Annotated in this window: 23 protein-coding genes; 9 read left to right on the top strand and 14 right to left on the bottom strand. The window is 28.3% G+C overall.

Features of this window, described 5'->3' with window-relative positions:
• Together KJQ99_RS03275 and KJQ99_RS03270 are read left to right on the top strand one after the other, a co-directional pair.
• A partial coding sequence (locus KJQ99_RS03275) for a flagellin (RefSeq protein ID WP_214150022.1) occupies positions 1–1,416 on the top strand: 1,416 nt, incomplete at its 5' end.
• 358 nt (positions 1,417–1,774) lie between these two features.
• On the top strand, positions 1,775–2,026 hold the full coding sequence (locus tag KJQ99_RS03270; RefSeq protein WP_350028273.1) for a BspA family leucine-rich repeat surface protein: 252 nt from the start codon (positions 1,775–1,777) through the stop codon (positions 2,024–2,026).
• Positions 2,027–2,265: 239 nt separating this feature from the next.
• Here KJQ99_RS03270 and KJQ99_RS03265 read toward each other — a convergent pair whose 3' ends face one another.
• Positions 2,266–3,279 (bottom strand): 7TM-DISM domain-containing protein, encoded by a 1,014-nt coding sequence (locus tag KJQ99_RS03265; protein WP_214150020.1) that lies wholly within the window; start codon positions 3,277–3,279, stop codon positions 2,266–2,268.
• Between the two features lie 91 nt (positions 3,280–3,370).
• On the opposite strand from KJQ99_RS03265, the gene KJQ99_RS03260 reads away from it, so the two are divergent.
• The gene (locus KJQ99_RS03260; protein WP_250325664.1) at positions 3,371–5,242 is read left to right on the top strand and encodes an McrB family protein; all 1,872 of its coding nucleotides are present in this window, start codon (positions 3,371–3,373) and stop codon (positions 5,240–5,242) included.
• A complete protein-coding gene (locus tag KJQ99_RS03255) occupies positions 5,232–6,449 on the top strand; it encodes an McrC family protein (protein WP_214150019.1) in 1,218 nt (405 codons plus the stop codon). The genes KJQ99_RS03260 and KJQ99_RS03255 overlap by 11 nt, the downstream gene beginning before the upstream one ends.
• A gap of 142 nt (positions 6,450–6,591) precedes the next feature.
• On the opposite strand, the gene argH is transcribed toward KJQ99_RS03255, so the two are convergent.
• Genes argH through KJQ99_RS03230 form a run of 5 tightly spaced genes read right to left on the bottom strand, consistent with a single transcriptional unit; the run spans position 6,592 to position 12,603 of the window.
• Positions 6,592–7,977 (bottom strand): argininosuccinate lyase, encoded by a 1,386-nt coding sequence (gene argH, locus KJQ99_RS03250; RefSeq protein WP_214150018.1) that lies wholly within the window; start codon positions 7,975–7,977, stop codon positions 6,592–6,594.
• Position 7,978: 1 nt separating this feature from the next.
• Positions 7,979–8,791: a Ppx/GppA phosphatase family protein gene (locus KJQ99_RS03245; RefSeq protein ID WP_214150017.1), complete on the bottom strand. Its 813-nt coding sequence runs from the start codon at positions 8,789–8,791 to the stop codon at positions 7,979–7,981.
• Positions 8,775–9,755 (bottom strand): nucleoside hydrolase, encoded by a 981-nt coding sequence (locus KJQ99_RS03240; RefSeq protein WP_214150016.1) that lies wholly within the window; start codon positions 9,753–9,755, stop codon positions 8,775–8,777. Before KJQ99_RS03240 ends, KJQ99_RS03245 begins: the two co-directional genes overlap by 17 nt.
• Entirely contained in the window at positions 9,752–11,113 is a 1,362-nt protein-coding gene (locus tag KJQ99_RS03235) for an MFS transporter (protein WP_442862228.1), read from the bottom strand. The genes KJQ99_RS03240 and KJQ99_RS03235 overlap by 4 nt, the downstream gene beginning before the upstream one ends.
• Complete coding sequence (locus KJQ99_RS03230) at positions 11,107–12,603, bottom strand: inorganic phosphate transporter (RefSeq protein WP_214117829.1); 1,497 nt, start codon at positions 12,601–12,603, stop codon at positions 11,107–11,109. Before KJQ99_RS03230 ends, KJQ99_RS03235 begins: the two co-directional genes overlap by 7 nt.
• Before the next feature lie 116 nt (positions 12,604–12,719).
• Here KJQ99_RS03230 and KJQ99_RS03225 point away from each other — a divergent pair, with 116 nt between their 5' ends.
• Positions 12,720–13,322: a tetratricopeptide repeat protein gene (locus KJQ99_RS03225; protein WP_214150015.1), complete on the top strand. Its 603-nt coding sequence runs from the start codon at positions 12,720–12,722 to the stop codon at positions 13,320–13,322.
• Positions 13,323–13,399: 77 nt separating this feature from the next.
• A complete protein-coding gene (locus tag KJQ99_RS03220; RefSeq protein ID WP_214150014.1) occupies positions 13,400–13,663 on the top strand; it encodes a hypothetical protein in 264 nt (87 codons plus the stop codon).
• Between the two features lie 47 nt (positions 13,664–13,710).
• On the opposite strand, the gene KJQ99_RS03215 is transcribed toward KJQ99_RS03220, so the two are convergent.
• Both KJQ99_RS03215 and KJQ99_RS03210 read right to left on the bottom strand, forming a co-directional pair.
• Positions 13,711–16,158, bottom strand: coding sequence for a molybdopterin-dependent oxidoreductase (locus tag KJQ99_RS03215; protein ID WP_214150013.1), 2,448 nt, complete (start codon positions 16,156–16,158; stop codon positions 13,711–13,713).
• Between the two features lie 11 nt (positions 16,159–16,169).
• Positions 16,170–16,766, bottom strand: coding sequence for a hypothetical protein (locus KJQ99_RS03210; RefSeq protein ID WP_214117825.1), 597 nt, complete (start codon positions 16,764–16,766; stop codon positions 16,170–16,172).
• A gap of 243 nt (positions 16,767–17,009) precedes the next feature.
• Here KJQ99_RS03210 and KJQ99_RS03205 point away from each other — a divergent pair, with 243 nt between their 5' ends.
• Positions 17,010–18,206 (top strand): major outer membrane protein, encoded by a 1,197-nt coding sequence (locus tag KJQ99_RS03205; RefSeq protein ID WP_214150012.1) that lies wholly within the window; start codon positions 17,010–17,012, stop codon positions 18,204–18,206.
• Between the two features lie 86 nt (positions 18,207–18,292).
• Here KJQ99_RS03205 and KJQ99_RS03200 read toward each other — a convergent pair whose 3' ends face one another.
• The 5 genes from KJQ99_RS03200 to KJQ99_RS03180 form a co-directional block, all read right to left on the bottom strand.
• On the bottom strand, positions 18,293–19,330 hold the full coding sequence (locus KJQ99_RS03200) for a RelA/SpoT-related domain-containing protein (protein WP_214150011.1): 1,038 nt from the start codon (positions 19,328–19,330) through the stop codon (positions 18,293–18,295).
• Positions 19,331–19,554: 224 nt separating this feature from the next.
• Complete coding sequence (locus KJQ99_RS03195; RefSeq protein ID WP_214150010.1) at positions 19,555–20,013, bottom strand: type II secretion system protein; 459 nt, start codon at positions 20,011–20,013, stop codon at positions 19,555–19,557.
• Entirely contained in the window at positions 20,007–20,531 is a 525-nt protein-coding gene (locus KJQ99_RS10560) for a type II secretion system protein (RefSeq protein WP_250325662.1), read from the bottom strand. The genes KJQ99_RS03195 and KJQ99_RS10560 overlap by 7 nt, the downstream gene beginning before the upstream one ends.
• A 79-nt stretch (positions 20,532–20,610) precedes the next feature.
• Complete coding sequence (locus KJQ99_RS03185; RefSeq protein WP_214150009.1) at positions 20,611–21,087, bottom strand: type II secretion system protein; 477 nt, start codon at positions 21,085–21,087, stop codon at positions 20,611–20,613.
• Between the two features lie 277 nt (positions 21,088–21,364).
• Entirely contained in the window at positions 21,365–21,583 is a 219-nt protein-coding gene (locus tag KJQ99_RS03180; RefSeq protein ID WP_214150008.1) for a hypothetical protein, read from the bottom strand.
• Positions 21,584–21,666: 83 nt separating this feature from the next.
• Between KJQ99_RS03180 and KJQ99_RS03175 the strand changes: the two genes are divergently transcribed.
• A complete protein-coding gene (locus KJQ99_RS03175) occupies positions 21,667–21,813 on the top strand; it encodes a hypothetical protein (RefSeq protein WP_214150007.1) in 147 nt (48 codons plus the stop codon).
• Position 21,814: 1 nt separating this feature from the next.
• Complete coding sequence (locus KJQ99_RS10835) at positions 21,815–21,940, top strand: hypothetical protein (RefSeq protein WP_275591988.1); 126 nt, start codon at positions 21,815–21,817, stop codon at positions 21,938–21,940.
• A 67-nt stretch (positions 21,941–22,007) separates the two neighbouring features.
• Here KJQ99_RS10835 and KJQ99_RS03170 read toward each other — a convergent pair whose 3' ends face one another.
• Positions 22,008–23,024, bottom strand: coding sequence for a hypothetical protein (locus KJQ99_RS03170; RefSeq protein ID WP_214150006.1), 1,017 nt, complete (start codon positions 23,022–23,024; stop codon positions 22,008–22,010).
• Between the last annotated feature and the right edge of the window lie 342 nt (positions 23,025–23,366).

The raw sequence follows: 23,366 nt of genomic DNA, 5'->3' as shown, positions 1-23,366 counted from the left end.
GCTACAGCAGCAAGTAACGCTTATAATACTTTCCATACAGAAGAACAAAAAGCTTTAGATAAGTTTAAGAACGATTTATTAGGTCATATAGATACTTATAAAGCTGCAATGACAGATGATACTTTAGTAAATCAAACTAGTGCAAAAGCACAAGCCGATAAACTAAAAGATATAATTAGCAATTCAAATGATTTTGAGACTATTAGCAAAGCTTATGGTGATTTTCTTGATAACACAGCTGTACAAACACAAACTACAGGATTAACTACTTTTACAAACACTAATGCTAAAAAAGCATTAAATGATTATGCTACATCTGTAGAAACAGCTGTTGGCAAGGCTAGAGGACAATTAGCTGCTTATGACCAAAAGGGTGATGTTCAAACTTTAGATGGTTTATTAGATACTTATGGACAAGCAGCAACTACAGCTAAAACTGCTAATGCAGATAAAGCTGGTTTAACTACTGCGTTAGGTGGTGCTTTTACAACATTTAATACCGGTGCTAAACCTATAGGCAATAAAGATGTAGATTTTAAAGACCTTGATATTGCTAATATAGGCGCTGCAAATTTAGCTGCTAATGCATTCACAAATGGTGCTAATCCAACTACTGCTAAAGAAATTACTAATTTATTTGAAGATTTAAAAACTCAAACAACACTAGAGGGTGCTAATTCAACTATAGATAAATTAACTAAAAAATTAGAAGAAGTAGTAAATGCAGCTGCTGATAAAACTATGGATACAGCAGAAGCTCAACAAGGTATGGTAGCTCACTCATATTTACAATTCTTCGCTGGTGTTAAAGCAGGTCTAAATGAGCCTAATAACGAAGGTCTTAGCTCAATTATAGGCTTAAATACAACTAACTCAACTAATATGGGAAGATTAAGCCTTGTTTCAAACAACGGAAGAGATATTCAAGTAGAAGTTAAAGACGCTAATGGCTTTACAAGTAATTCAGCTTTAGGATTTGATAAAAATGTTAGCGAAGCAACAGTGAGTTTAAGAGAAACTAATGCAACAATTAGTAGAGCTCAAGCTGACGCTATGGGATTTAACAATGAAGAATGGCAAGCTGGAGATAATGGGGACAATACTAACGGCTACGCAGCAGGTGTAATGACATTAAAAGGCGCACAAGCAATGATGAATATTGCTGAATCAGCTCAAAAAGCTCTTGAAGCAATTCGTTCAGACCTTGGTTCTGTTCAAAACCAACTTGTTTCAACTGTTAATAATATTTCAGTTACTCAAGTAAATGTTAAATCAGCTGAAAGTAATATTAGAGATGTTGACTTTGCATCTGAGAGTGCTACATTTAGTAAACACCAAATCCTAGCTCAATCAGGTGTATATGCAATGAGCCAAGCTAACGCTGTTCAACAAAACGTAATGAGATTATTACAATAGTTTTAAAGGTGCAATGCACCTTTAAAAACGCAATAAAGATTATTTGTAATAACACAAAAGGTGCTATCCTTAGCACCTTTTTTACTTCTTAAGTTAATAAAAGAAAAAAACAAAATCCCAAATCAATTCTTATTATTTTAAATCAATAACTTATTATTAATATAAGCCTTAAAAGTGATAAAAATAAAAAAATAATAAAGAATTTAAATAAGAATTTTATTTTTTGAAACCAGATATTAAAGATAAACTAAAATAAATTTTGAACACTCAAAAAATCAAACTTTATGAGATAGATACTAGTCTTATAACTGATATGAATTATCTTTTTGATAGTGTTTTTTGATGGGATTTTGAAGGTATTAATACTTGGGATACAGGCAATGTGCATGATATGAGTGCTATGTTTTATGATTGTTATAGTTTAAATAAAAAGATATTGTTTGATACTAAAAACGTAAAAACTATGAGAAATATGTTTGTAGATTGTAGAAGTTTTAATCAAAAGCTTAGTTTTAATACTAAAAATGTTGAAGATTTTTCAGGAATGTTTAGTGGGTGTAAAAGCTTGAACCAAACTTTTGATTTTGATATGAGTAGTGCGAAAAAATAGATGGAATGTTTTTTAAAAGTTGTGGCAAATTAGCCAATAATTAGACTATAAAGGATGGCTATGGAGTTAGTAAATTCAACGCTTAATTCGGTTACAAATTTAGGGATTTTAGTAAGCATGATTAAATTAAACAAAAAATATTGATAAAGTAAAAAATAAAGTTATTTAAAAAAAATTTAATTTCGTTTGTTTAGTTAAGTTTTAAGAGTTGTAAACAAACGAAATTCCTATTTTAAATTCTAGTTATTTTTTGTAGTGCTTTCTTCTTTTTTATACTCTTTAGATTTTTCTAAATCTTGTTCATTTTGTTCTTTGCTTTCGTTGTTTGTTTTATCGTTACCATTTTCTGTATTAGTAACATTTTGCTTTTTACCATTTCTTATTATGTGAATGTCTTTTTTGATAAATTCAACTCTTATGCTTTTTCTACAATCATCTAATGTTTTGCCTATTTCCATATTTTCACTGCACAATTCTACATAAGCAATATCTCCTAAAGTTGATAATATTTTCACATCTTTTAGCTCAATATGATCACCTTTATAATGATAATTTTTTGTATATTTCTCTTTTTTATCTTCTATATCTACAATATCTTTTATAAAGTTATTTTTATCAACTATTATTGTAGCACTATAGTCTCCCAAGCCCGTTTTTTCATATATACCTATATTTGAAAATAAAAAGCAAGCAATAGACATGGTTAGCCATATAATTCTAACTTCGCTATATTTTATTTTTTGTTTTAATGACTGTATAGATAATAAAATAAATATTATAAAGCTAGCCAAAATTATCAAGTTTATAGGCCGTACAAAATGGTTTATATAGGCTAGTACAAAAAATATAACACTTTGCATCAAAATAATAACTGCAATCATTATAATTTTTAGAATTTTATCAGGTGCTGTTTTTGTTGTCATTGTAGAAAATGCAATAATCGCTTCAATTAACATGTAGATAAAAATTATTGTTAATAATATTATACATATGTTGGAAAATCCAAGTATCAATAAATTTTCAAATGATAATTCTAGCGGATATTGAAAAGTGAATATGTAGATAACACCGTATGTTATAGCAGAACATAAGACTAATAAAAATAATAATATATAGTTTAGACTGAGTGCTATTTGCCCATAGTTTTTAATATGTTTTATAATTTGTATAAAATTAACTTTATTATTTTTTGAATCTTTTTTAATATTTTCTTCTGCAGTTTTAATTTCTTTTTCTAACTTTTCTTTTGTCATTTTCAACCTTTCAATATTTTTTCATATTCTAGCAGATTAATATCTTGTGAAGTTTGTTTGATTATCATTTAGCAAAAACAAAGGGAAGAAAATGCCTATAAGTTTTACAGATAATGAAAGAAAAGAATTTCAAAGTGGAATAAGTGCTTTTATTAGCGAAATAAATAAATGTCTTAAAAATAAAAACAAATCAACCAAAGGCTTTAGTGTTAATAATATTAAGCCGTTTTTTAATTTCTTTAAAAATAGTTATGAATATAGTATAGGTAGTGGTAGTGGGACTTTGGCTGATACTTGTTGGATTATTTTTGTTAGAAAAGAGCTTTTAAGCGATGGGCTTATAAATACTAGCAAAGTTAGTCCTAGATATGGTGTTTATGTTTATTTCGGGTATTCTCACTCTTTAAAAGAAGGTTTTAAATATCGTTTAGCATTTGGATTTCCAAAACATGATATTGAAAACGCAAGGTGCAAAGCTGTTGATGAAATGGAGCGAAGTGGTAAACTAACTGAGCTTGATTTTACCTATTATACGTTAGACTTAGAGCAAATCACAGATGATTTTATAAAGCTTTTAGAGTGTTATGAGAGTTTTAGTAAAGATGACTTTATTCCAATAAATCAAGCAAATATTACTAATAATTTAAATAATACTAATGATATTAAAAACATCCCACTAAATCAGATTTTATATGGAGCACCAGGGGTTGGTAAGACTTATGATACTATAAATATAGCTTTAGAGATTTTGGGCGAAGATTTTTCAACTCAAACAAACGAAATTAACACAAGACAAGCAATGCAAAAAAAGTTTAAAGAGTATGTAGAAAACGGACAAATCGTATTTATCACTTTTCATCAAAGCTATGGATATGAAGAATTTGTAGAAGGAATTAGACCTGATTTTGACAACGAAGAGCTAAAGTATATGATAGATGATGGTGTTTTTAAGGCTTTATGTAATAAAGCTAAGCAAAATTATATAAATTACTCTACTCCAAATGAGCTAGATTTTGATAAGCTTATCAATTATTTTGCTGAGTATGTAAAAAGTGAGTTTTTAGACCAAAATAAGGAATTTGAGTTAGAAAAGGGTGCAAATATTCATAGCGTTTATTATGATAAAAATGGGTGTTGTTATTCTTTTAGACTTGGTGGAGCAACACAAAGCGGACAAAGATTAACACTTGATATAATTAAGCGTGATTACAAAGAATTTAAAATAGGAAATATAAAAAGCTATAAAGATATAAAGCCAAAGTTTGAGAGTAAGAAAATTCATCATGGTAATGCGAGGTATTATTTTATGCTTTATAAAAAGCTTTTTGAGTTTGAGAAAAAAGATGATTATAAAAACCAAAAAGAAGATTTAAAGCCTTATATAATCATTATTGATGAGATAAATCGTGGAAATATTAGTAAGATTTTTGGAGAGCTTATCACACTTATTGAACCTAGTAAAAGACTAGGAAATACTGAAGAGCTAGAAGTAGTGTTGCCATATAGTAAAGAGAGTTTTGGTGTGCCAAATAATGTTTATATAATAGGCACTATGAATACAGCTGATAAGAGTATCACTACCCTTGATACGGCATTAAGGCGTAGGTTTGAGTTTAAAAAGATGATGCCTAATAGTTTTCTTTTAAATTCTAATTGCGATGGGATAAATCTTCAAGAATTATTAAATAAAATGAATGAAAGAATTGAATGTTTAATAGGAGATGAAAAGCTTATCGGACATTCGTATTTTATGGGTATAAACAAAATTGATGAGCTTAAAGTTGTGTTTAGAAATAAGATTTTACCACTTTTAGAAGAGTATTTTTATAATGATTATTCGCAGATAAAATCGGTGCTTAATGATAATGGTATGATAAAAACTAAAAATATTTTAAATACCAATAAGTTTTATTTAAGCGATGATTTTAATGAAACGGATTTTAAGAAAATATATGAAGATTGAAATAGCCCACGAACACGAAATAATAAGCTCACTTGATAACGATGAGTTTTTAAATGAGCTTATGAGCTTTGCTGAAAATAACCCAGAGTTTTTAAGAATAGTCGGCAAAAATAAACTAAAAGCAAGAAATTATGTAGGGCTTATAAAGACAAAAAGTGGGGTTTTAGAAATTTATCCTAAGGTTTCAAAACCAAGTAATGAGATAATGCCAAGAATAGATTTAAGCAAGGCTTATGAGCTAAAAGATGAGATGTTTAAGGATTGTAAAGAAAGAGAGTTAAATCCCAAGCAGCTACTTTTAGAACTTTTAAGAACTTTACAAAAAAGTCCGTTTAAAAAATCGCTTAAAGCAACGCTAAAAGATGAAAAAATGTCACTTTTTGAAGTCTTTGTTGAAATGTTTTTAGAAGAACTTTTTGTGCTTTTAAATAAAGGGCTTATGAGTGATTATATAAAAATAGCTGAAAATAGAACAACTTTAAAAGGCAAATTGCTTTTTAATGAGAATTTAAAACATAACTTAATTCATAAAGAGCGATTTTTTACCGAAAATGATGAATATATCATAGACAATGCGATAAATCAAACTATAAAAACTACATTATTTCATTTAAAAAAACTAAGTCAAAATAAAAAGATTTTAAAATATTTAAAGACTTTTGATGATATTAGTTTAATTGATATTAAAAAATGTGAATTTAGTGTAAAAAATAAGCATTATAGTTATTATGAAAACATACTTTTATGGTGTAAGTTATTTTTAAATGGTTTTAGTTTTACACCATTTGCGGGGGATAATAACGCTTATGCTTTGCTTTTTGATATGAATAGACTTTTTGAAGATTATGTAGCTTTTATGCTTAAAAAACACAACCCAAATATAAAAATAAGTGCTCAATTATTAAAAAAACACTTAATAAAAGATGGTCAAAATGAGCGTTGTTTAATGCGACCTGATATTTTAATTGAGCTTAAAGATAAAACAATCATCACTGATACAAAGTATAAAATCATAAATAAGTTAAGTGATATTAGCCAAGCTGATTTATATCAATTATTTGCCTATGCAATAGCTTTTAAAGTTAGTGAAGTTTGGCTTATATATCCACTTTTTGATGGTAGTTTAGGGTATAAAACACTAGAATATAACTTAGATTACTTTAATACTAAGATAAAATTACAAATTCTTTTTGCTCCTTTAGGTTGATATTTTAGTTGCATTGTGATTTGTTATAATCTAGGTTTTATGAATTTAAAATATGATTAGATATAAATAAAAAGCTTAATTATTAAGATAATAAATTGCAAGTTTAAAGATAGCTTTTACTATCTTTAAACATAGTTTAAAATTAAATTCCTAGATTTTCTAATGTTTTTTGAGCATTTAGGAGTTGGGTTTTTACTGCGTTTTCTGATGTCCCACCATAAGAATTTCTTAAATCAACGCAAGTTTTTAAATCAATTGCTTTATAAATATCATCTTCAATTAAATCACACTCAAGCCTTAATTCATCCAAGCTTAATTCATCTAATTTAAGTTTTTTTGAGATTGCATAGCTTACTAATTTTCCCGTAATTTCGTGAGCTTTTCTAAATGGCACACCTTTTTTAGCTAAATAATCAGCCAAATCAGTAGCATTTGAATATCCATTAGCAGCTGCTCTTAGCATATTTTCTTTAATTGGTTTCATTTTTGCAATTAGTTTTGTAATTATTATTAGACTATCTTTTATGGTATCTTGAGTATCATAAACACTTGCTTTATCTTCGCTCATATCGGTATTATAAGCTAGTGGCAAACCTTTCATAATAGTTAGCATTGAGATTAGATTGCCATAAATTCTACCTGTTTTGCCACGCATTTTTTCGCATACATCGGGGTTTTTTTTCTGTGGCATTATGCTTGAACCCGTGCAAAAATCATCACTTAGCTCAATGAATTTATAATCATTTGAATTAAAAATAATTAGCTCTTCACAAAGGCGTGAAAGATGGCTAAAACAAATTGCACTAACACTACAAAACTCAAGCATATAATCTCTATTGCTAACACTATCAATACTATTTTCACTTGGCTTTGCAAAGCCAAGTTCATTTGCGCTAAAAAATCTATCTATATTAAAAGTAGTCCCAGCAAGTGCAGCCGAGCCTAACGGACATTCGTTTAATGAGTTGTATAGATTTAAAAATCTATCATAATCTCTTTTAAACATCCAAAAATACGCCATTATCCAATGCGAATATAAAATCGGTTGAGCGGTTTGAAGATGAGTAAAGCCTGGCATAATTAAGTCTAAATTTGTCTTAGCTTGGTTTAAAATCTCTTGCATTAATTCTTTTAAATTAGCTTTAATTCCTAATACAAATTCTTTCATTTGTAATATTCCATCTAGTGCGGTTTGGTCGTTTCTACTTCTTGCAGTGTGAAGTTTGCCAGCACTTGCACCTATTAAAATACTAAGTCTTTTTTCAATAGCCATATGAATATCTTCATCGCTTATATTAAACTCAAATTTATTTTCTATAAATTCGTTTTGAATAATTTCTAAGCCTTTTAAAATCTCTGCTAATTCTTGAGAGTTTATGATTTTTTGACGCTCAAGCATTTTTGCGTGTGCTATGCTTCCTTTTATATCTATTAAAGCAAGTCTGTTTTCAAGTGGCAAAGTCGCTGTGTAATTTTCTACTAATTTATCCGTAGCTTGGCTAAATCTACCGCCCCATAATTTTTTCATACTATTCTCCTAATAAAATTCCTTCTTTAAGCCCATAAGATGAAATGATAAATTCAAAATCATCAAATAAAGTATCAATAAAATAAGCCCCGCAAAGCACTGCAAAATCTCTATTAACTCCTAGCATTAAATCTCTTTTTTCGGCATTATTTGTATTAATAAAATCAATTAATTTATATAATTCATCTTTATTTACAATGCTATTATGAAACTCTAAATCATCAATATCTTTATAAGCAATATTTTTTGCAATACTTTTTGCAAATATTCCCGTTTTTGATGCTAGAACAATTGGTCTTGGATAGCTTTTAAGCTCGTTTTTATAAGGGTTTAAAAGTGTATATGCGTAGTCTTTAATATCTAAGTTTTTTTCTTTTACGCTTTTATAAAAAGATAAAAGTCCTATATCAAGTAATAATTTTTTATCATTACTTGTAATTTCTGTTGAATACCCACCAACATCTACTAAAGTAAAATCACCTTGAATTGAAATTCCAACCCCTAATCTAGTAAGCCTTGCTTCTTCATTTTGGCTTAATATTTTTAATTTAAAGCCGTATTTTTGATAAAGCATATTAGCTATTAAATCAGCATTTTTACTTTTTCTAAAAATTGCAGTAGCAACTACTTTTGCCTTGCTTAAATCATAATTTAGCTCATCAAGTGCATTGATTAAGACCTTAATTCCTTCATCATTTATACACTCGTTTTCATAAAATAGTCCTAAGTTTAAGACCTTTTCGTAGTTTTTTAAAACCTTATCAAATACAGCTATTTTAAGAGTATTTGAGCCTATATCAATTGCTAAATTCATTTAAAGTTGCCTTTATTAGCTTTAATAATTTTTCATTATCAATATCTTTTAAAACCTTTACTAGGTTTAACTTGCTTAAATCAATGCCTATATTCATATTAAGATTTTTATCATATCTTAAGCTTTTGCCCCTTGCTTCGCCACAAGTTTCTATATCTACATAATATTCATCGCTTTTACAAATGCTAGAATCTAGTAAATATGCAATTATTAAAGCATCGTGTATCCAAGTGCCAATGCTATTTCTTGTAAGCTCTGCATAGCTTATCCAAGGCTTAATACTTGTATATAAAAAATCACATAGTTTATTATTAATTGCTTTTATTTCTTCTAAATCTTTATGAGTTAGGCTAGTTTGCATTGTGATATTGTAAGGTGCTAGAGTGATTTTTGCCCCACTTCTTAGCACAATCCTAGCAGCTTCTGGGTCAAAACCAAAATTAGTATCTTTAGGGTATTTACTCATATCAAATACCCCGCCCATAATTAAAATCTCTTTTACATTTTTTGCAAACTCATTATCTAAAATACAAGCTTGAGCTATGTTTGTAAGTGGTCCAATAGCACAAACAATAAGCTCATTTTTATAAACTCTTGCTAATTCGCATAATTTATAAACAGCGTTTAATTTAGCGTTTTTATAAAGTTTAATAGGTGTAAAATCTTGCCATAAGTGTTCTAATTTAAAATTATAAACACTCTCATCAAGTCTTTTTCTCCACGGCGTTTCATCCTCTAATAAAGCCTTACTTGAGCCTAAAAATACAGGAATTTTAATCCCTAATTTAGAAATTAAATTCCTTGCGACTGCATAAGCTTTGTGATTTATCACATTTCCACTTAGAGTTGTTATTGCTTTTAAATCAATCTTTTTACTAGCAATTGCAAGTGCTAGGGCTAAGCCATCATCAGTATTAGCCCCACAAATACCATTGCCTATATCAGTGTCAATTACGATTTTCATATAGCATCTTCAATAAGATTTAAATCTCTACCCCTAGTTTCAGGAGCAAAAAATGTAGTAACAAATCCAATTCCTGCCATAAATATAAAATAAGCAGCGATTAAATACCAATTATGAGTTAGATTTATAAAATAAGTCGCTAAAAATGGTGCAGTTCCACCTGATAAAATGCCACCGATTTCTTTAGCTAGTGCCATTTTTGTATAACGATTTTTGCACCCAAACATTTCAACTCCGTAAGCTGCTTGAACTCCAAAAATCCCTAAAGATGCAAGGCACATTCCTACGACAATTACACAAATTACTATTATTTCATTTTTGCTATCAAGTAACATAAATGCAGGAACTGCATAAATCATTAATAATAAGCAAAATATCCTATACATAATGCGACGACCAAATTTATCGCTTAGCCATCCAGATAATGGAATAACTAAAAATCCTAAAAATGAAGCTATTAAAACCCCTGTTGTAGCTATTTGTTTGTCTAATAATAAAATAGTATAAACATAACCTACTAAAAAGCTTTGAGCTATATAAGATGGGGCGTTTTCTCCCATTCTAAGACCTAGCATAATAAAAAATGATTTGTTCTTTTGCCAAAAAGTTTTGTTTTCGGTTTTGTGAGTTTTTAAATTTTGTTCTCGTTGTTTTTGCATTTGTTCTTTTTGTTTTGCAAATACAGGTGTTTCTCCTACAAAGCGTCTTAGATACAAGGCAAATGCAGCTATTAAAAAGCTAAATATAAATGGCAATCTCCAGCCCCATTCTAAAAAGTCTTTATCATCTAAAAATCCAAGTAAAAACCAAATTCCACTAGCAATTAAAGTCCCGCTATTAGAGCCTAGTGCAATGATTGATGATACTAAACCACGATTTTTGCTAGGTGCGTATTCACCCAACATAATAGCTCCACCGCTAAGTTCAGCTCCTGCTCCAAAACCTTGTAAAAATCTTAAAATCACTAATAATAAAGGTGCTAAAATGCCTATGCTATTATAAGATGGGATAAATCCTATTAAAGTAGTCGCTGCACCCATTAAAAATATAGTTATCATCATAACTTCTTTACGACCATATTTATCTCCTAATCTACCAAAAAAGAAAGCTCCAATAGGTCTAGCAATAAAGCCAACTCCATAGGTTGCAAAACTAAGCATTAGAGCAATTATAGGAGTTTGCTCTGGGTAAAAAACTTTACCAAAAACGGTTGCAGCCGCAAGGCCATATAAAACAAAATCAGCATATTCCATAGCAGTTCCTAGCCAACAGCTAATGATTGCGTTTTTAAAGGATTTTTTGCCTTCTTTTGTCTTTAAAATATCATCTTGAATTTGATTCATTAAATCTCCTAAAATAAATAATAAAGTAAGCTTAAGAAAAATGCCGAAATTAAAGCACTTGCAGGTAAGGTTATCATCCATGCTAAGCCTATTGGCTTCATCATTTTCCAATTTGCGTTTTTGTTAAATACTCCAATTCCTAATACCGCACCTATTAGAATATGAGTTGAGCTGATTGGAATTCCTAGTTGAGTTGCTAGAAGTATTACAATAGCTGAAGCAAACTCGGCACTAAAACCTGTGGTAGGCTTGATTTTTGCTAGACTTTTGCCAACGGTTTTAATAACGCTTTTGCCTAAAAACCAAAGCCCAGCAACTAGTGAAATACCAAATACTAACATTACAATAGTAGGCACTGCTGAAGTTGGATTTATTGTATTTGTGTGTAAAATATCTAAAATCGCAGCAAATGGTCCAACTGCGTTTGAAATATCGTTTGCTCCGTGAGAAAAGGCAAATGTGCAAGCTGTAAATATTTGAAACCATGAAAAAATACGATTTACTGCTTTTTTTGGTTCGCCTTTTTTCATAATATTAATAATTCCTACACAAATTATATAAGCACTAATACAAATTAATAAGATGATTAATCCTATACTAAAATGACTAAGTCCTGTATCAACATTATTTAAGGCTTTAAAAAATAACATAGATGAAATTACAAAAGCTATTAAAGTAGCTAAAACAGGTATGCGTTTGCTTAAAAATCCTGCTACATCAACTGCTTTTTCTTTTTTTGTAAATTCTTTTAATTTATTTGCGTATTCGCCTTTTTCGTTAAGCAAAATGCCGTAAAGCTCACTATATTGCTTAGATTTTTCGCTTTGCATAAATTCATCTATATATTGTTTTTTATACTCTGCTTTATCTTTTTTGATTTGTTTTAAAGTGTTTTCTTTTTCTTTAGTAGGAACTACAATGAATTTATAAACTAATGAATAAACAAAATAACTCAAAACCCCACCTAATACAGGAGAGATAAACCAACTAGCAACAATAGTTCCTATCCCACCCCAGCTAACTTGAGTAGCGTTATTTTCGGCTATGAAACCTAAAGCTAGTGCAGCACCTAAAATCCCGCCTACTATTGAATGAGTTGAGCTAACAGGTAAAGATTTATAAGTAGCTATAAAAATCCAAACACTAGCAGCACACAAAGCACTCATCATAACATAAGCAAAGTGCATAGGTTCTATGTTTTCTTTAACGCTTACAATACCACTTCTAATAGTAGCAGTTACTTCAGCACCAGCAAAAAATGCTCCGCTAAATTCAAATATAGCAGCTATTATTAAAGCTTGTTTTATGCTAAGAGTTTTTGCTCCAACACTCGTTCCAAAAGCATTTGCAACATCGTTTGCACCTATATTGAATGCTAAAAATATTCCAAAAATTGCAGCAATTGTGAAGAATATATAATAATTTGTGGTGCTATAACCCCAAAACAAAAAGCCAACACAAACGATAGCAAAAAGTATCGTTATAATAATGTTTTCTCTTGCCATTACCTTTCCTTTTTAAAAAATTGGGCTAATTATAGACTAAAAAAAATTGTTAAGATTTCTACAATGTAAAATCTTTGTAAAATATGCTAAGATACGCAAAATTAAAAGGAGTGTTGATGAAAAAGTTTTTAGTATTGGCATTTTGTGTTAGTGCTTGTTTTGCTAATAATCAAGTAATTTGTAACAATGCAAATGATTGTTATAACATAGGAATTGCTAAGGCAAAAGAAATGCAAATAGCAGAATCTATTAAGTATTTAGAAAAGTCTTGCGAGCTTAATTATATGTCAGCTTGTATGGAATTAGGAACTGCTTATATTTATAGTGCTAAAAGTAAGGAAGAATTTACTAAAGGGATTAATTATTATATGTTAGCTTGTAATAATAATGAGCCTATATCGTGCCACAATATAGCGTATATGTTAGAGCAAAGCCAAAATCCTGCATTAATGAATGAAATAAAGAGTTATTATGAAAAATCTTGTAATTTAAGATATTTAAATGCTTGCACTAATTTAGGAAATATTTATTATACGAAAGAAAACAATAAAGAAAGAGCGAAAATGCTTTATGAAAAAGCTTGTAATTTAGGAGAGGCTATAGCTTGCAATAACTTAGGTAACTTTTATTATTATACCAATAAAAGCTTGGCTAAGGAATATGTAAGAAAAGCTTGTGATTTAGGCTATCAAGTAGCGTGTGAATATAAAATAGATTAAATTATAAAAAGTGCAAAATTAATTTTTCTAGCTAATTCCTTTTATTTTTGATAGTATGAAAATAAAAGGAATTTAAAATGGTAAGATTTTTTAATAAAGTTGATTTTTTTATTTTCGTATTGAGTGTAATTTTTTACGCTTATTGTATTTTTGTATTTAAGCATTTAACCACTTTTTCAGCCTTAGATATAACTGCTAATTCTATATTTATTATATTTGCAAATGCTTATTATTTTTATTTGTATTTAAAAGATGAATTGTTATATGATTCGTTTTTTGTATTTATTGGCTCTTCTTTTATTTTAGTAAATCTCTTAATATATGGCTGCATTATTTTATGAAGTATTGGAGTTGGAATTTAAAAGCGAGAATAAATCTCGCTTTTTATTTAACCTTGAATGATTTTTGGCTTAGAAAATGCTCTTAAAGGTCTAATAACACCTTTGAATTTTTCAATCTCTACTAAGGTTGTGTGAGCTGTGTTTGATTGAGCTAGTTTTGATGTTCCTTTATCACGAGTTAGCACATTTACGCATCCGTGCTGACAAAGTGATTTTTTCCCATAAACTTCAGGGTCATACCAAGCACCTTCACAAATTATAATAGTATCAGCCCTTACAATATCACTTACTAATGCACCTGCTAAAATTTCGCCCCTATCATTATATACTCTTACAATATCGCCTGTTTTAATACCTCTTGCTTTTGCAGTATCAGGATGAATTATCATAGGCTCTCTGCCATTTACTTCAGCATAATTTCTAATAAGTGAGTTATTTAGCTGAGAGTGTAGTCTAAATCTAGAATGAGGACTTACAACAGCAATTGGATATTTTTTAATTTGTTCTTTGTTACCAACCCACTCAAATGGTTCAAACCAAGCAGGATGACCTAAACAATCATCATAACCCATTTTTGCAATTGTTGGAGAGAAAATCTCAATCTTTCCACTTGGTGTTCCTAATCTATATTTATGCGGATTGCTTACAAAATCACTAAGTCTTGTGTAATACTCTGTATCTTTATTTACTTTATCAAATCTAACAAATCCTTTATTAAGTGCTTCATCGAAAGTTGGCATATCATATCCTAATGATTTTCCTTGTTGTAAAGCGTCGTTATAAATATATTTCATCCAATCAAGCTCGGTTGCTTTTCCTTCTGTAAATATTTCTTCTACTCCCCATCTTTTACAAATTTCTTTACAAATCCAAAAATCGCTTTTACTCTCTCCCATAGGTTCAATTACAGGCTTATTTAAGAAAATATATTCAGAATTTGTACTAGCTTCTATATCATAACGCTCAGGCTCAATAGCAACAGGTAAAACAATATCACTTAATTTTGCTTGTGAAGTCCAAAATGGTTCAGCTGTAATAATCGTATCAACCTTTTTAAATCCTTCAATAGCACGATTTACATCTTGATGGCGAGTAAAAAATGACCCACTAGCATTAAATGCTACTTTAATATGTGGAAGTTTTATTTTTTTACCATTTTGGTCAATTATTTTACCTGGGTTTAGCATAGCGTCAATACTTCTTGAACTTGGAATTGTTATGTTTTCAAATTTTTTCCAAGGACTATTTTCGTCTCCTAAATCATCGCTTGGAATAGATGAAAGTCCTTTTAAAGTAGGTGCTATAAATTTATCAGCACCTTGAGAATAATATCCTAAACTAAACTCAAATCCACAACCCTTGTTTCCTATATACCCTAACATTGTTGCTAGTATTGTTATCATCCAATGTGCTTGCTCGCCGTGGTCTTGTCTTTGTATTGCACGACCTGCAATAATTATTGATTTATTATCGCATAAATCATCTGCTAATTTTTTTAATGTTGTTGTATCTACTCCACAAATATTGCTAGCCCAAGTTAAATCTTTTTTTATTCCATCATTTTCGCCCATGAAGTATTCTTTAAATTTATTAAAGCCAACCGTATATTTTTTAATGAAATCTTTTGCATATTTTCCACTTTCATATAAATAACAACACATTCCTATCATCATTGCAGTGTCTGTATTAGGGCGAACTGATATTAATTCACTTTCAATATAACGATTTGTATTATTAGCATATACATCTATGCTATAAGTTTTGATTTTTCCTGCTTTACTTAGTTCTTTTAATTTTGTGAAATATTCATAATTAGTGTGAGTTGGTGTGCCAACTGCAATTTGATTTGTTACTAGTGGGTCAGTTCCCCAAAATACAACACTTTTTGCATTTTCTAAAATACTTTTCCAAGTTGTAGGTGCTTCATAAACGGTGTTTGAGCCAAAAATATGTGGTAATATTACCATACCAGCACCGGTTGAATAGTCTCCACTTTCTTCAACATATCCACCTAGGATTTTTAACATTCTATGAGCTGTGGTTCTTCCCCAACTAATTTTACCCCAGCCACCCCACCAATAGCATTCGCCATATATAGCTTCAGGGCCATATTTGTCAAAATTTTCTTTAAGTGCTTTTGCTGCTAAATCAAGTGCTGTTTCCCAACTAACTCTTACAAATTCTTCTTCACCCCTTAAATCGTTTTTCTTTTTTCCTTCTAGGTAGCTTTTTCTAACACAAGGATATAAAACACGGCTTTCGTTTTGTGTTCTATCTGGAACACAATTATTCATAGTATTAGGGAATTTATCTCCTTCAAAAGGTGTAACGCTAACGATTTGAGAACTATTAATATTTGCGTAAAAACTACCAAACCTATCAGATACTAAAGCCTTTTTATCATCAAAAATTGTATCTTTGATACCTTCAATTTTGCTAGCTTGTAATCCAACTCCTGCTACTGCACTTAGTTTTAAAAAACTTCTTCTTTTCATATTCTTCTCCTTTATTTAATGTCTTTTGCGTGATTTTGTAAATATTTAATAATTAAGCTTTTTTCATCCTTGCTTAGCTCCACATAACCAGAACTTATCATGCTTTCAAGATTTGAAGGCCATTGATTTACCGAATATTCTTTAGTATCGTGCAACAAATGACAAGGCGAGCAAGTTTGCTCGTAAAAACTTTTTGCATTTTTAAAGATTTCATCTTTGCTAGCTACTAAATCATTTGAATTTACATCAAAAGTTATGCTTACTTTATGCCAATTTTCTCCATATTCATCTTGCAACACTTCAAGCATTTTAATGTATGGATTAGCGTCACCTTTGTATGTTGGATTGTCATTGTTATCGTGAAAACTCATATAATTTTCAATTTGAGAAAAACTTTTAACTATTTCTTCTTGATAATTATCATTAACATATCCAATTAGCTCAACTTTGCTAGTATCGTTATTGCTTGAAATGACTTTTACAGGTGCTAATAAACTAGCAGTTCCTATTATTTTACCATCAAGTTTAATTTCAACATCTTTATTTAAGTACATACTATTTGCTAATGCAAAAGATGATATAAGACAACTTAAAAATAACTTTTTCATATAACTCCTTAAAATAAAATTAATTTTTATATTTAATATTTTAAACTAATAAACTTATGAAATTATTAAAAAGAATAATATTTATTATTCATTTTATTATGAGAATTCAAAACTTAATTTGATATATAAAAAATAATTCTTAAAGAATTTAAGTTATCATATTATTTAATATTTATTATGATAATTAATTTAAATATAAGTTTGTTTTAATAATATTTATCATTCTCATAAAAAAGGATAAAAATGAATATTAAAACAACAATTTCTTTAAGTTTAGTTGCTGTTTGTGCCAATGCACTTAGTTTAGAACAATCAATAAAAAATGTAGATTTAGATGGTTTTTTAAGGTATCGCTATGATACTACTAGAGTTAAGGATATTGCTTTAACTCAACCAGCACACAAAATTAGATTAGATTATAAATTAAGTCTAAATTTAGCTGATAATTACAAGGCTAATGCGGTGTTTAGATATGATACAAAATCTTTTAGTTATTCAAATAATGCTTATATTAAGACTAATGATAATTTTCATTTAAAAGAAGCGAATTTAACTTATACTAATTTTAATACAAGCTTTAGTTTTGGTAGATTAAAAGTGCCTAGTATGTTTAATGATGGGGTTTTGGTTACTTCGTTTTTGATTGATAATCATTCTTTATATAATACAAATATAAATGCTTATTTTGTAGATAATTTTGATTTGAGTGAAAGTAGTTTGATAAACGAAAAAGCAATAAATCAAATATCTTATAAAATACCACTAAAAGCTACAAATCTGCCAAAGAATTTAAAATTACAAATCTATAATCAAAATCTTTATGGGCTAAATATTAATTATCATAATGATTTAATAAATCTTACTTTAGGCGCTGATTATCTTAATGATTTTGCTATTTTTTATGGAGTGGATTTGAAAAGTTATTTAGGAGATAAGAAGAGTTATCATTATTCTTTTAATTCTCAACTAACTAGCACATCATTAAAGCAAAATTACAAAACTTCTCTAAATGCAAGTAATTCTGTATTTTATGGCGTTGAAATTCTAGTCGGATTTAAGAATTTTGATTTTGAGTTAGGCTATATAAATTATGGTAAAAAGGATAAAGCAAGTTTTGTAACTTGGCATGATAAAGGATTGCTTTTGCATTCGGGAAAAACGATAATAGATGGATTTTATGGTGGAATAGGTAAAAGAGAATATTTGTATTCAAATATATCTTATAAATATGATAATTTTAATTTTTTATTTAGCATAATTAATGGCGGGGTAAAGCTTGATTTAGCTAAATATAAGCAAACAGAATTAATGCCAAAAATTGTTTATAAATATTCTAAGCAATTAAAATTTAGCGCATTTTATGATTATGCGATTACTAAAACCGATATGAAAAATATTAAAACTTATAAAACTAGATTAGAAGCTAAATACTCGTTTTAACTATATTAAGAATTTAATTTAGGAATTTAAAATAAATATATAGTTTTAAATTCCATTTTTCAATTAGTTTTTATCTAAATTATATTTTAAGATTTAATATTTTCTTTGATAGCTGCTTTGATAACTTCTACAAATTCTCTACTATCTAAATAATAGTTAGGATAGGCTTTCCTTAGTGTTTTAATTTTGTCTGATGATACAAGCACTACATCAGTATTGTTTGCATTTTTTGATTTTTGTTCTAAAAAATCATAATATTCTTTAGCTTTTTCAAAATCTGATTTTTTATATCCAGTAATCCTTAAACGCTTTGTATTCATATCAAGGTCTATTACAAAATAATAATGTATCTTTTTTTGAAATTCTTCAATGTTTTTGCTAGATACTAAAAGTCCAGAAAGCATTGCTAATATGTTGTATTTTTTATCTAGTTCTAAAATCTTTTGGCATATTTCTTGTTGTGTAAATTTATTATAATTTTCGTGAATTTTTGTTTGTTCTATCATACAAAACAAAGCACTTGATAATCTAAAAAATTCTTTATATTGTTCTTCCCCTTCACCTTGCTTGATTTTTGATTTACTAGTTATTCCTAAAACTTCCACTGCTGTAGCCCAAAAATGCTGCAATTGTGTTCTAAGTTGTAATTCTAAGGCTCTTTTTGTCGTATCTTGATATTCATAAATCTGATGGATTGAGCGGTATCCATCATCTTTTGGTTTATTGATATAATCACTAGTTCGTAAAAGTTTAAATTTTTTTATACCTTTAAGATAGGTTTGTTCCATAATTTGCTGAAAAGTTTTAGTATTGTCAAGATTGGTAAATACTATCCTAAGTCCTGCAATATCTTGCATTCTATCAAGCTTCATATCTGGAAATCTTTTTAACTTGTATTCAACAGAATTTAGCCTTTTTAATCTTCTTGCTACTACTATAGGGGTAATTTTATTTGTTTTTAGTTTTCTATTAATTGATGTTGCAAAGCTTGACATTATTTGAGCGTGAACACTTCTCCAAAAAGACACTATCTCATAGTCGTTTTCAGTGGCAATACCTATTCTTATATTATCTCCAGCTTTTCTTACTTGTTGTTTGGTTGCAATTATATCGTTTTCGCCCATTTTTACTCCTATTATTGTAATTTTTAATATCAAAATCAATGCTTTTTCGTAGTGTAGTATATCAAAAAGTAATTTAGTTAATATTAGAATTAAACAACATAACGAAATTTAAGACTATTTTGTGGATTTCATTATAGCTTGATTGTAAAAATTAAATAAGAATAAATAATAAATTGTAGGAATTTAAAATAAGAAATTTATTTTAAAATTCCTAATTTAAATTCTTAATACACCACATTACTTCCACCAACAGGAATGTAAATAACATCACTTTTTGAAATATCTGTAAAATTATTATTTGTTTTTGAAATTCTTCCTGTTAGGTTTGATATTATTTTAGGGTCATTTAATACTATATCGCATACCTTATCTTGACCTTTTGATTTTTTTATTACTACATAATAATCATCAAGGCTTATTTCTAAACAAGGCTTATTTTTAACTTTATAAACTCCACTATCTAAAGCAACATTTGTCATTGTTTTAATATCTTTAGCAAATTCATTATGAGCTGTGTAATAACTAGCTAAATCTCCTATTAATAATGTAATATTTTGATTAGCTTTAACTATTTCAGCATCATCTCTTGTAGCATTTAGTTTAGGAATTGCAACTGCTGCTAAAGTTCCTAATATTACAATAACAAATATTAGCTCTATCATTGTGAAAGCTTGTTTTACCATAATACTCCACTTCCGCCTAGTCTAAGGAATGTATTTGAAGTATCTAAAGTGCTTTTTGCTGTTGTAAAATTACTATCGCTATAACCTTGTCCTACAATGCCTGAAGCTTCAGCTTGGTCTAAAAATTTTTCACATAAACTACCTGATTTTATATCTTTATTTCTTCTTAATGCAATATAATTTTCTTTATTTGTATTTTTCTTAATTTCTACATACAAGCAATCTTTTTTATCTTTAACACCCATAAAAGCAGCGTTAATTGACTGCGCTGGTGTGGTAGGATTATTCCATAGTTCAACTCCAGTTAAGCTTTGTAAATTAAAACCTGAAGCAGGAATATCGCCCTTAGAAGTATAATAGCTATAAATATCACTCATAAGTGTTGTAAGATTTGTATTTGCTTTAGCTAATTCAGCGTCATCTCTCGTAGCATTTAGTTTAGGTATCGCGACTGCTGCTAAGATACCTAGAATAACTATTACGAAGATTAATTCTATCATTGTAAAAGCTTTTTTCATCTTTATCCTTTCAAATTTAAAAAAGCCTAGTTAGGATAAACCTAACTAGGCAACTAAAAATTATTTAGTTAAGTTTATATTACCAGCTTACACCACTTGCAGCGAAGTCAAATACAACACTATCTCCAGCTTTTTTAATAGTTTTTGTAGTTCCTGTCTTAGAGTCAGTGCTAGTTAAAATACTTTGAACTGAACTTAATCCTAAAGCATTTGTACAAACTGTATCTGATGCATTTGAAGCAGCAACTGTTAATTCTGAACTTTTAGTCGCATTTAGTGTAAATGTCAAACAAGGTTTACCTTTAACATTTAAAGTAATGTTATCGCTTTCTAAAGCAACGTTTGTCATTCTCTTAATATCTGCTTGAGCTTCTAATTTACCTTTAGAAGTATAATAAGATGCGAAATCACCCATAATTGTTGAGATATTTGTGCTTAGTTTTGCTATTTCTGCGTCATCTCTTGTAGCATTTAGTTTTGGAATTGCAACTGCTGCTAAAATTCCTAAAATTACGATTACGAAAATCAACTCAATCATTGTAAAGCCCTTTTTCATGGCTATCTCCTTAAAAAATAATTTCACTTTATTTACACAAATGTGAAATTAAAATCTATTAGATATATGAAAAATTCCATCGCAAAATTTAAAATTATAAATATAATAAAACAAGCTATCTATTAATAGGTATGGAAATTTGAAATTAGAATAAGTGAATGGTTATTATAAATTGTTTCAAAATATTATGTTGAGAGTTTGTACCTAATTATAATACAATTTATATGCTTTTAAAAATGATTTAAGATGAATATGGTGAATAACAATTAATATTAATTTAAAACTTTTCTATTATATTAGATCTTGGTTTTTTGCTTTTTCTATTTAACAATTTTTTTAATGATTCATAAAAATTTTTTATATCTTCATTAGATGTTAAATTTTCTACTTGTTCTGCTAATTCTTTAGCAACTTTAGCAAGAGTTGTATTGTTGATGATAATATAATTTTTTATTTTTTCTTTAAGTTCTTCTACTATTTCTTTGTTTGTTTTCATTTTTTTGTCCCCAAATGTCCCTAATTATTATTATATCATTTTGTAAGTTTTGCAAAACTAAAATAATTTTTAAGGAGAACGCGATGAATAAAAACGCGATGGATAAAGAAGCAGCAGCAAGAATTCAATTAAGCGAAGCTAAGAGAAATGGTGGTATTGTAAGCAAAGATAGTTTTGCAGCAAGAGCTCAAAGAGCAGCTAATAAAAATAGCAATAAAAAAGGAGAATAAAATGGCAATGTCTCAAGAAGAATTAGATTTATGGTCAGATATTAATAATCCAAATAACGATGCTTGTATGGATGATTGGGCTGATGCACATAATCCAAATAATGAAGATTATTTAGGTGATGATTAATATATTTAGCTAGCCTATAGGCTAGCTTTGTAATAATTGAATATAATTAGATTGTTATTTTCAAATTCTAGTTATTTTTTGTAGTGCTTTCTTCTTTTTTATTCTCTTTAGATTTTTCTAAATCTTGTTCATTTTGTTCTTTGCTTTCGTTGTTTGTTTTATTGCTACCATTTTCTGTATTAGTAACATTTTGCTTTTTACCATTTCTTATTATGTGAATGTCTTTTTTGATCAATTCAACTCTTATAGTTTTTTTGCAACCATCTAATGTTTTGCCTATTTCCATATTTTCACTGCATAACTCCACATAAGCAATATCTCCTAAAGTTGATAATACTTTCACATCTTTTAGCTCAATATAATCGCCTTTATAATGATAATTTTTTGTATATTTCTCTTTGTTATCTTCTATATCTACAATATCTTTTATAAAGCTATTTTTATCAACCATTATTGTAGTATTATAATCTCCTAAGCCAGAAAGAGATGAAATACTTATTTTAGACAAAGCAAAAATAGTTACTGATACAAATAGTATTATAGGTCTAATGTAGTTTATGTTACTTTTGTTTGCTTTAAAAAATACTATAAGATTTAATATAATTAAGGCTACAAATAATACAAAAAATAAACAAATATCTTGCTTTTCATAATTATTGTAAAATATCATAAAAATAGAAAGATAAACTATCAGTAATACAATTATAAAGTATATACAATCATAATATTTTAGTGGCTTACCATCTTTTTTTGTATTTTTAATTTGCCATACAAATTCTGTTGAAATATATAACATAAATATTAACAGCATAAACCAAGATAAGTTAGAAAACCCAAAGGTCAATAATTGTTCAAATGTAAGTTCTATTGGGTATTGTAATGTAAAAATATATACTACACCATAGTTAAAAGCAGAATCTATAATTAGTATTAGTAATAAAATTTGCCCTAAAGCAAGAGATAAGTTTCCATATTGTTTGATACGATTAAAAATTCTTTCAGTTGTGATTTTATTATCTTTTGAATCTTTTTTAATATTTTCTTCTGTAGTGTTAATATCTTTTTCTAATTTCTCTTTTATCATTTTTAACCTTTAAATATTTTTTTATATTGTAGCAGATTAATATATTGTGAATTTTATTTGGTTATTGTTTGTGAAGTAAATGCAATAATACTTTTTATAAAAAAGTAAGAAAATGTATTTTGTAATTTTAGAATCGTTAGTCAAAATTCAAATCCTATATAAATTTGTAGTTTTATATTTTGATAATTTTTATAAATCCTTTTGCCATCTTTTTAATTTAAAAATTCATAGTAAGAATTGATGAGGTTTTGAAGTTTAAAAGAATTTGTATAGAAGATTGGCTAAAAATATAAAAGAGCTTTTAATGGTGATTTAGTGTAGTTTAGGAAAAGTATCTTAGAA

Origin of the sequence: Campylobacter sp. 2018MI13 (assembly GCF_018501135.1) — a bacterium.
Classification (GTDB): domain Bacteria; phylum Campylobacterota; class Campylobacteria; order Campylobacterales; family Campylobacteraceae; genus Campylobacter_E.
This window is presented reverse-complemented; position numbering and strand designations above follow the sequence as displayed.

Coding starts and splice junctions, on each gene's coding strand:
- KJQ99_RS03240 (WP_214150016.1), bottom strand. CDS start 9,755: ATGAAAATCGTAATTGACACTGATATAGGCAATGGTATTTGTGGGGCT.
- KJQ99_RS03215 (WP_214150013.1), bottom strand. CDS start 16,158: ATGAAAAGAAGAAGTTTTTTAAAACTAAGTGCAGTAGCAGGAGTTGGA.
- KJQ99_RS03265 (WP_214150020.1), bottom strand. CDS start 3,279: ATGACAAAAGAAAAGTTAGAAAAAGAAATTAAAACTGCAGAAGAAAAT.
- KJQ99_RS03170 (WP_214150006.1), bottom strand. CDS start 23,024: ATGATAAAAGAGAAATTAGAAAAAGATATTAACACTACAGAAGAAAAT.
- KJQ99_RS03230 (WP_214117829.1), bottom strand. CDS start 12,603: ATGGCAAGAGAAAACATTATTATAACGATACTTTTTGCTATCGTTTGT.
- KJQ99_RS03225 (WP_214150015.1), top strand. CDS start 12,720: ATGAAAAAGTTTTTAGTATTGGCATTTTGTGTTAGTGCTTGTTTTGCT.
- KJQ99_RS03210 (WP_214117825.1), bottom strand. CDS start 16,766: ATGAAAAAGTTATTTTTAAGTTGTCTTATATCATCTTTTGCATTAGCA.
- KJQ99_RS10560 (WP_250325662.1), bottom strand. CDS start 20,531: ATGAAAAAAGCTTTTACAATGATAGAATTAATCTTCGTAATAGTTATT.
- KJQ99_RS03205 (WP_214150012.1), top strand. CDS start 17,010: ATGAATATTAAAACAACAATTTCTTTAAGTTTAGTTGCTGTTTGTGCC.
- KJQ99_RS03200 (WP_214150011.1), bottom strand. CDS start 19,330: ATGGGCGAAAACGATATAATTGCAACCAAACAACAAGTAAGAAAAGCT.
- KJQ99_RS03220 (WP_214150014.1), top strand. CDS start 13,400: ATGGTAAGATTTTTTAATAAAGTTGATTTTTTTATTTTCGTATTGAGT.
- KJQ99_RS10835 (WP_275591988.1), top strand. CDS start 21,815: ATGGCAATGTCTCAAGAAGAATTAGATTTATGGTCAGATATTAATAAT.
- KJQ99_RS03195 (WP_214150010.1), bottom strand. CDS start 20,013: ATGGTAAAACAAGCTTTCACAATGATAGAGCTAATATTTGTTATTGTA.
- KJQ99_RS03260 (WP_250325664.1), top strand. CDS start 3,371: ATGCCTATAAGTTTTACAGATAATGAAAGAAAAGAATTTCAAAGTGGA.
- KJQ99_RS03185 (WP_214150009.1), bottom strand. CDS start 21,087: ATGAAAAAGGGCTTTACAATGATTGAGTTGATTTTCGTAATCGTAATT.
- KJQ99_RS03255 (WP_214150019.1), top strand. CDS start 5,232: ATGAAGATTGAAATAGCCCACGAACACGAAATAATAAGCTCACTTGAT.
- KJQ99_RS03180 (WP_214150008.1), bottom strand. CDS start 21,583: ATGAAAACAAACAAAGAAATAGTAGAAGAACTTAAAGAAAAAATAAAA.
- KJQ99_RS03245 (WP_214150017.1), bottom strand. CDS start 8,791: ATGAATTTAGCAATTGATATAGGCTCAAATACTCTTAAAATAGCTGTA.
- KJQ99_RS03175 (WP_214150007.1), top strand. CDS start 21,667: ATGAATAAAAACGCGATGGATAAAGAAGCAGCAGCAAGAATTCAATTA.
- argH (WP_214150018.1), bottom strand. CDS start 7,977: ATGAAAAAATTATGGGGCGGTAGATTTAGCCAAGCTACGGATAAATTA.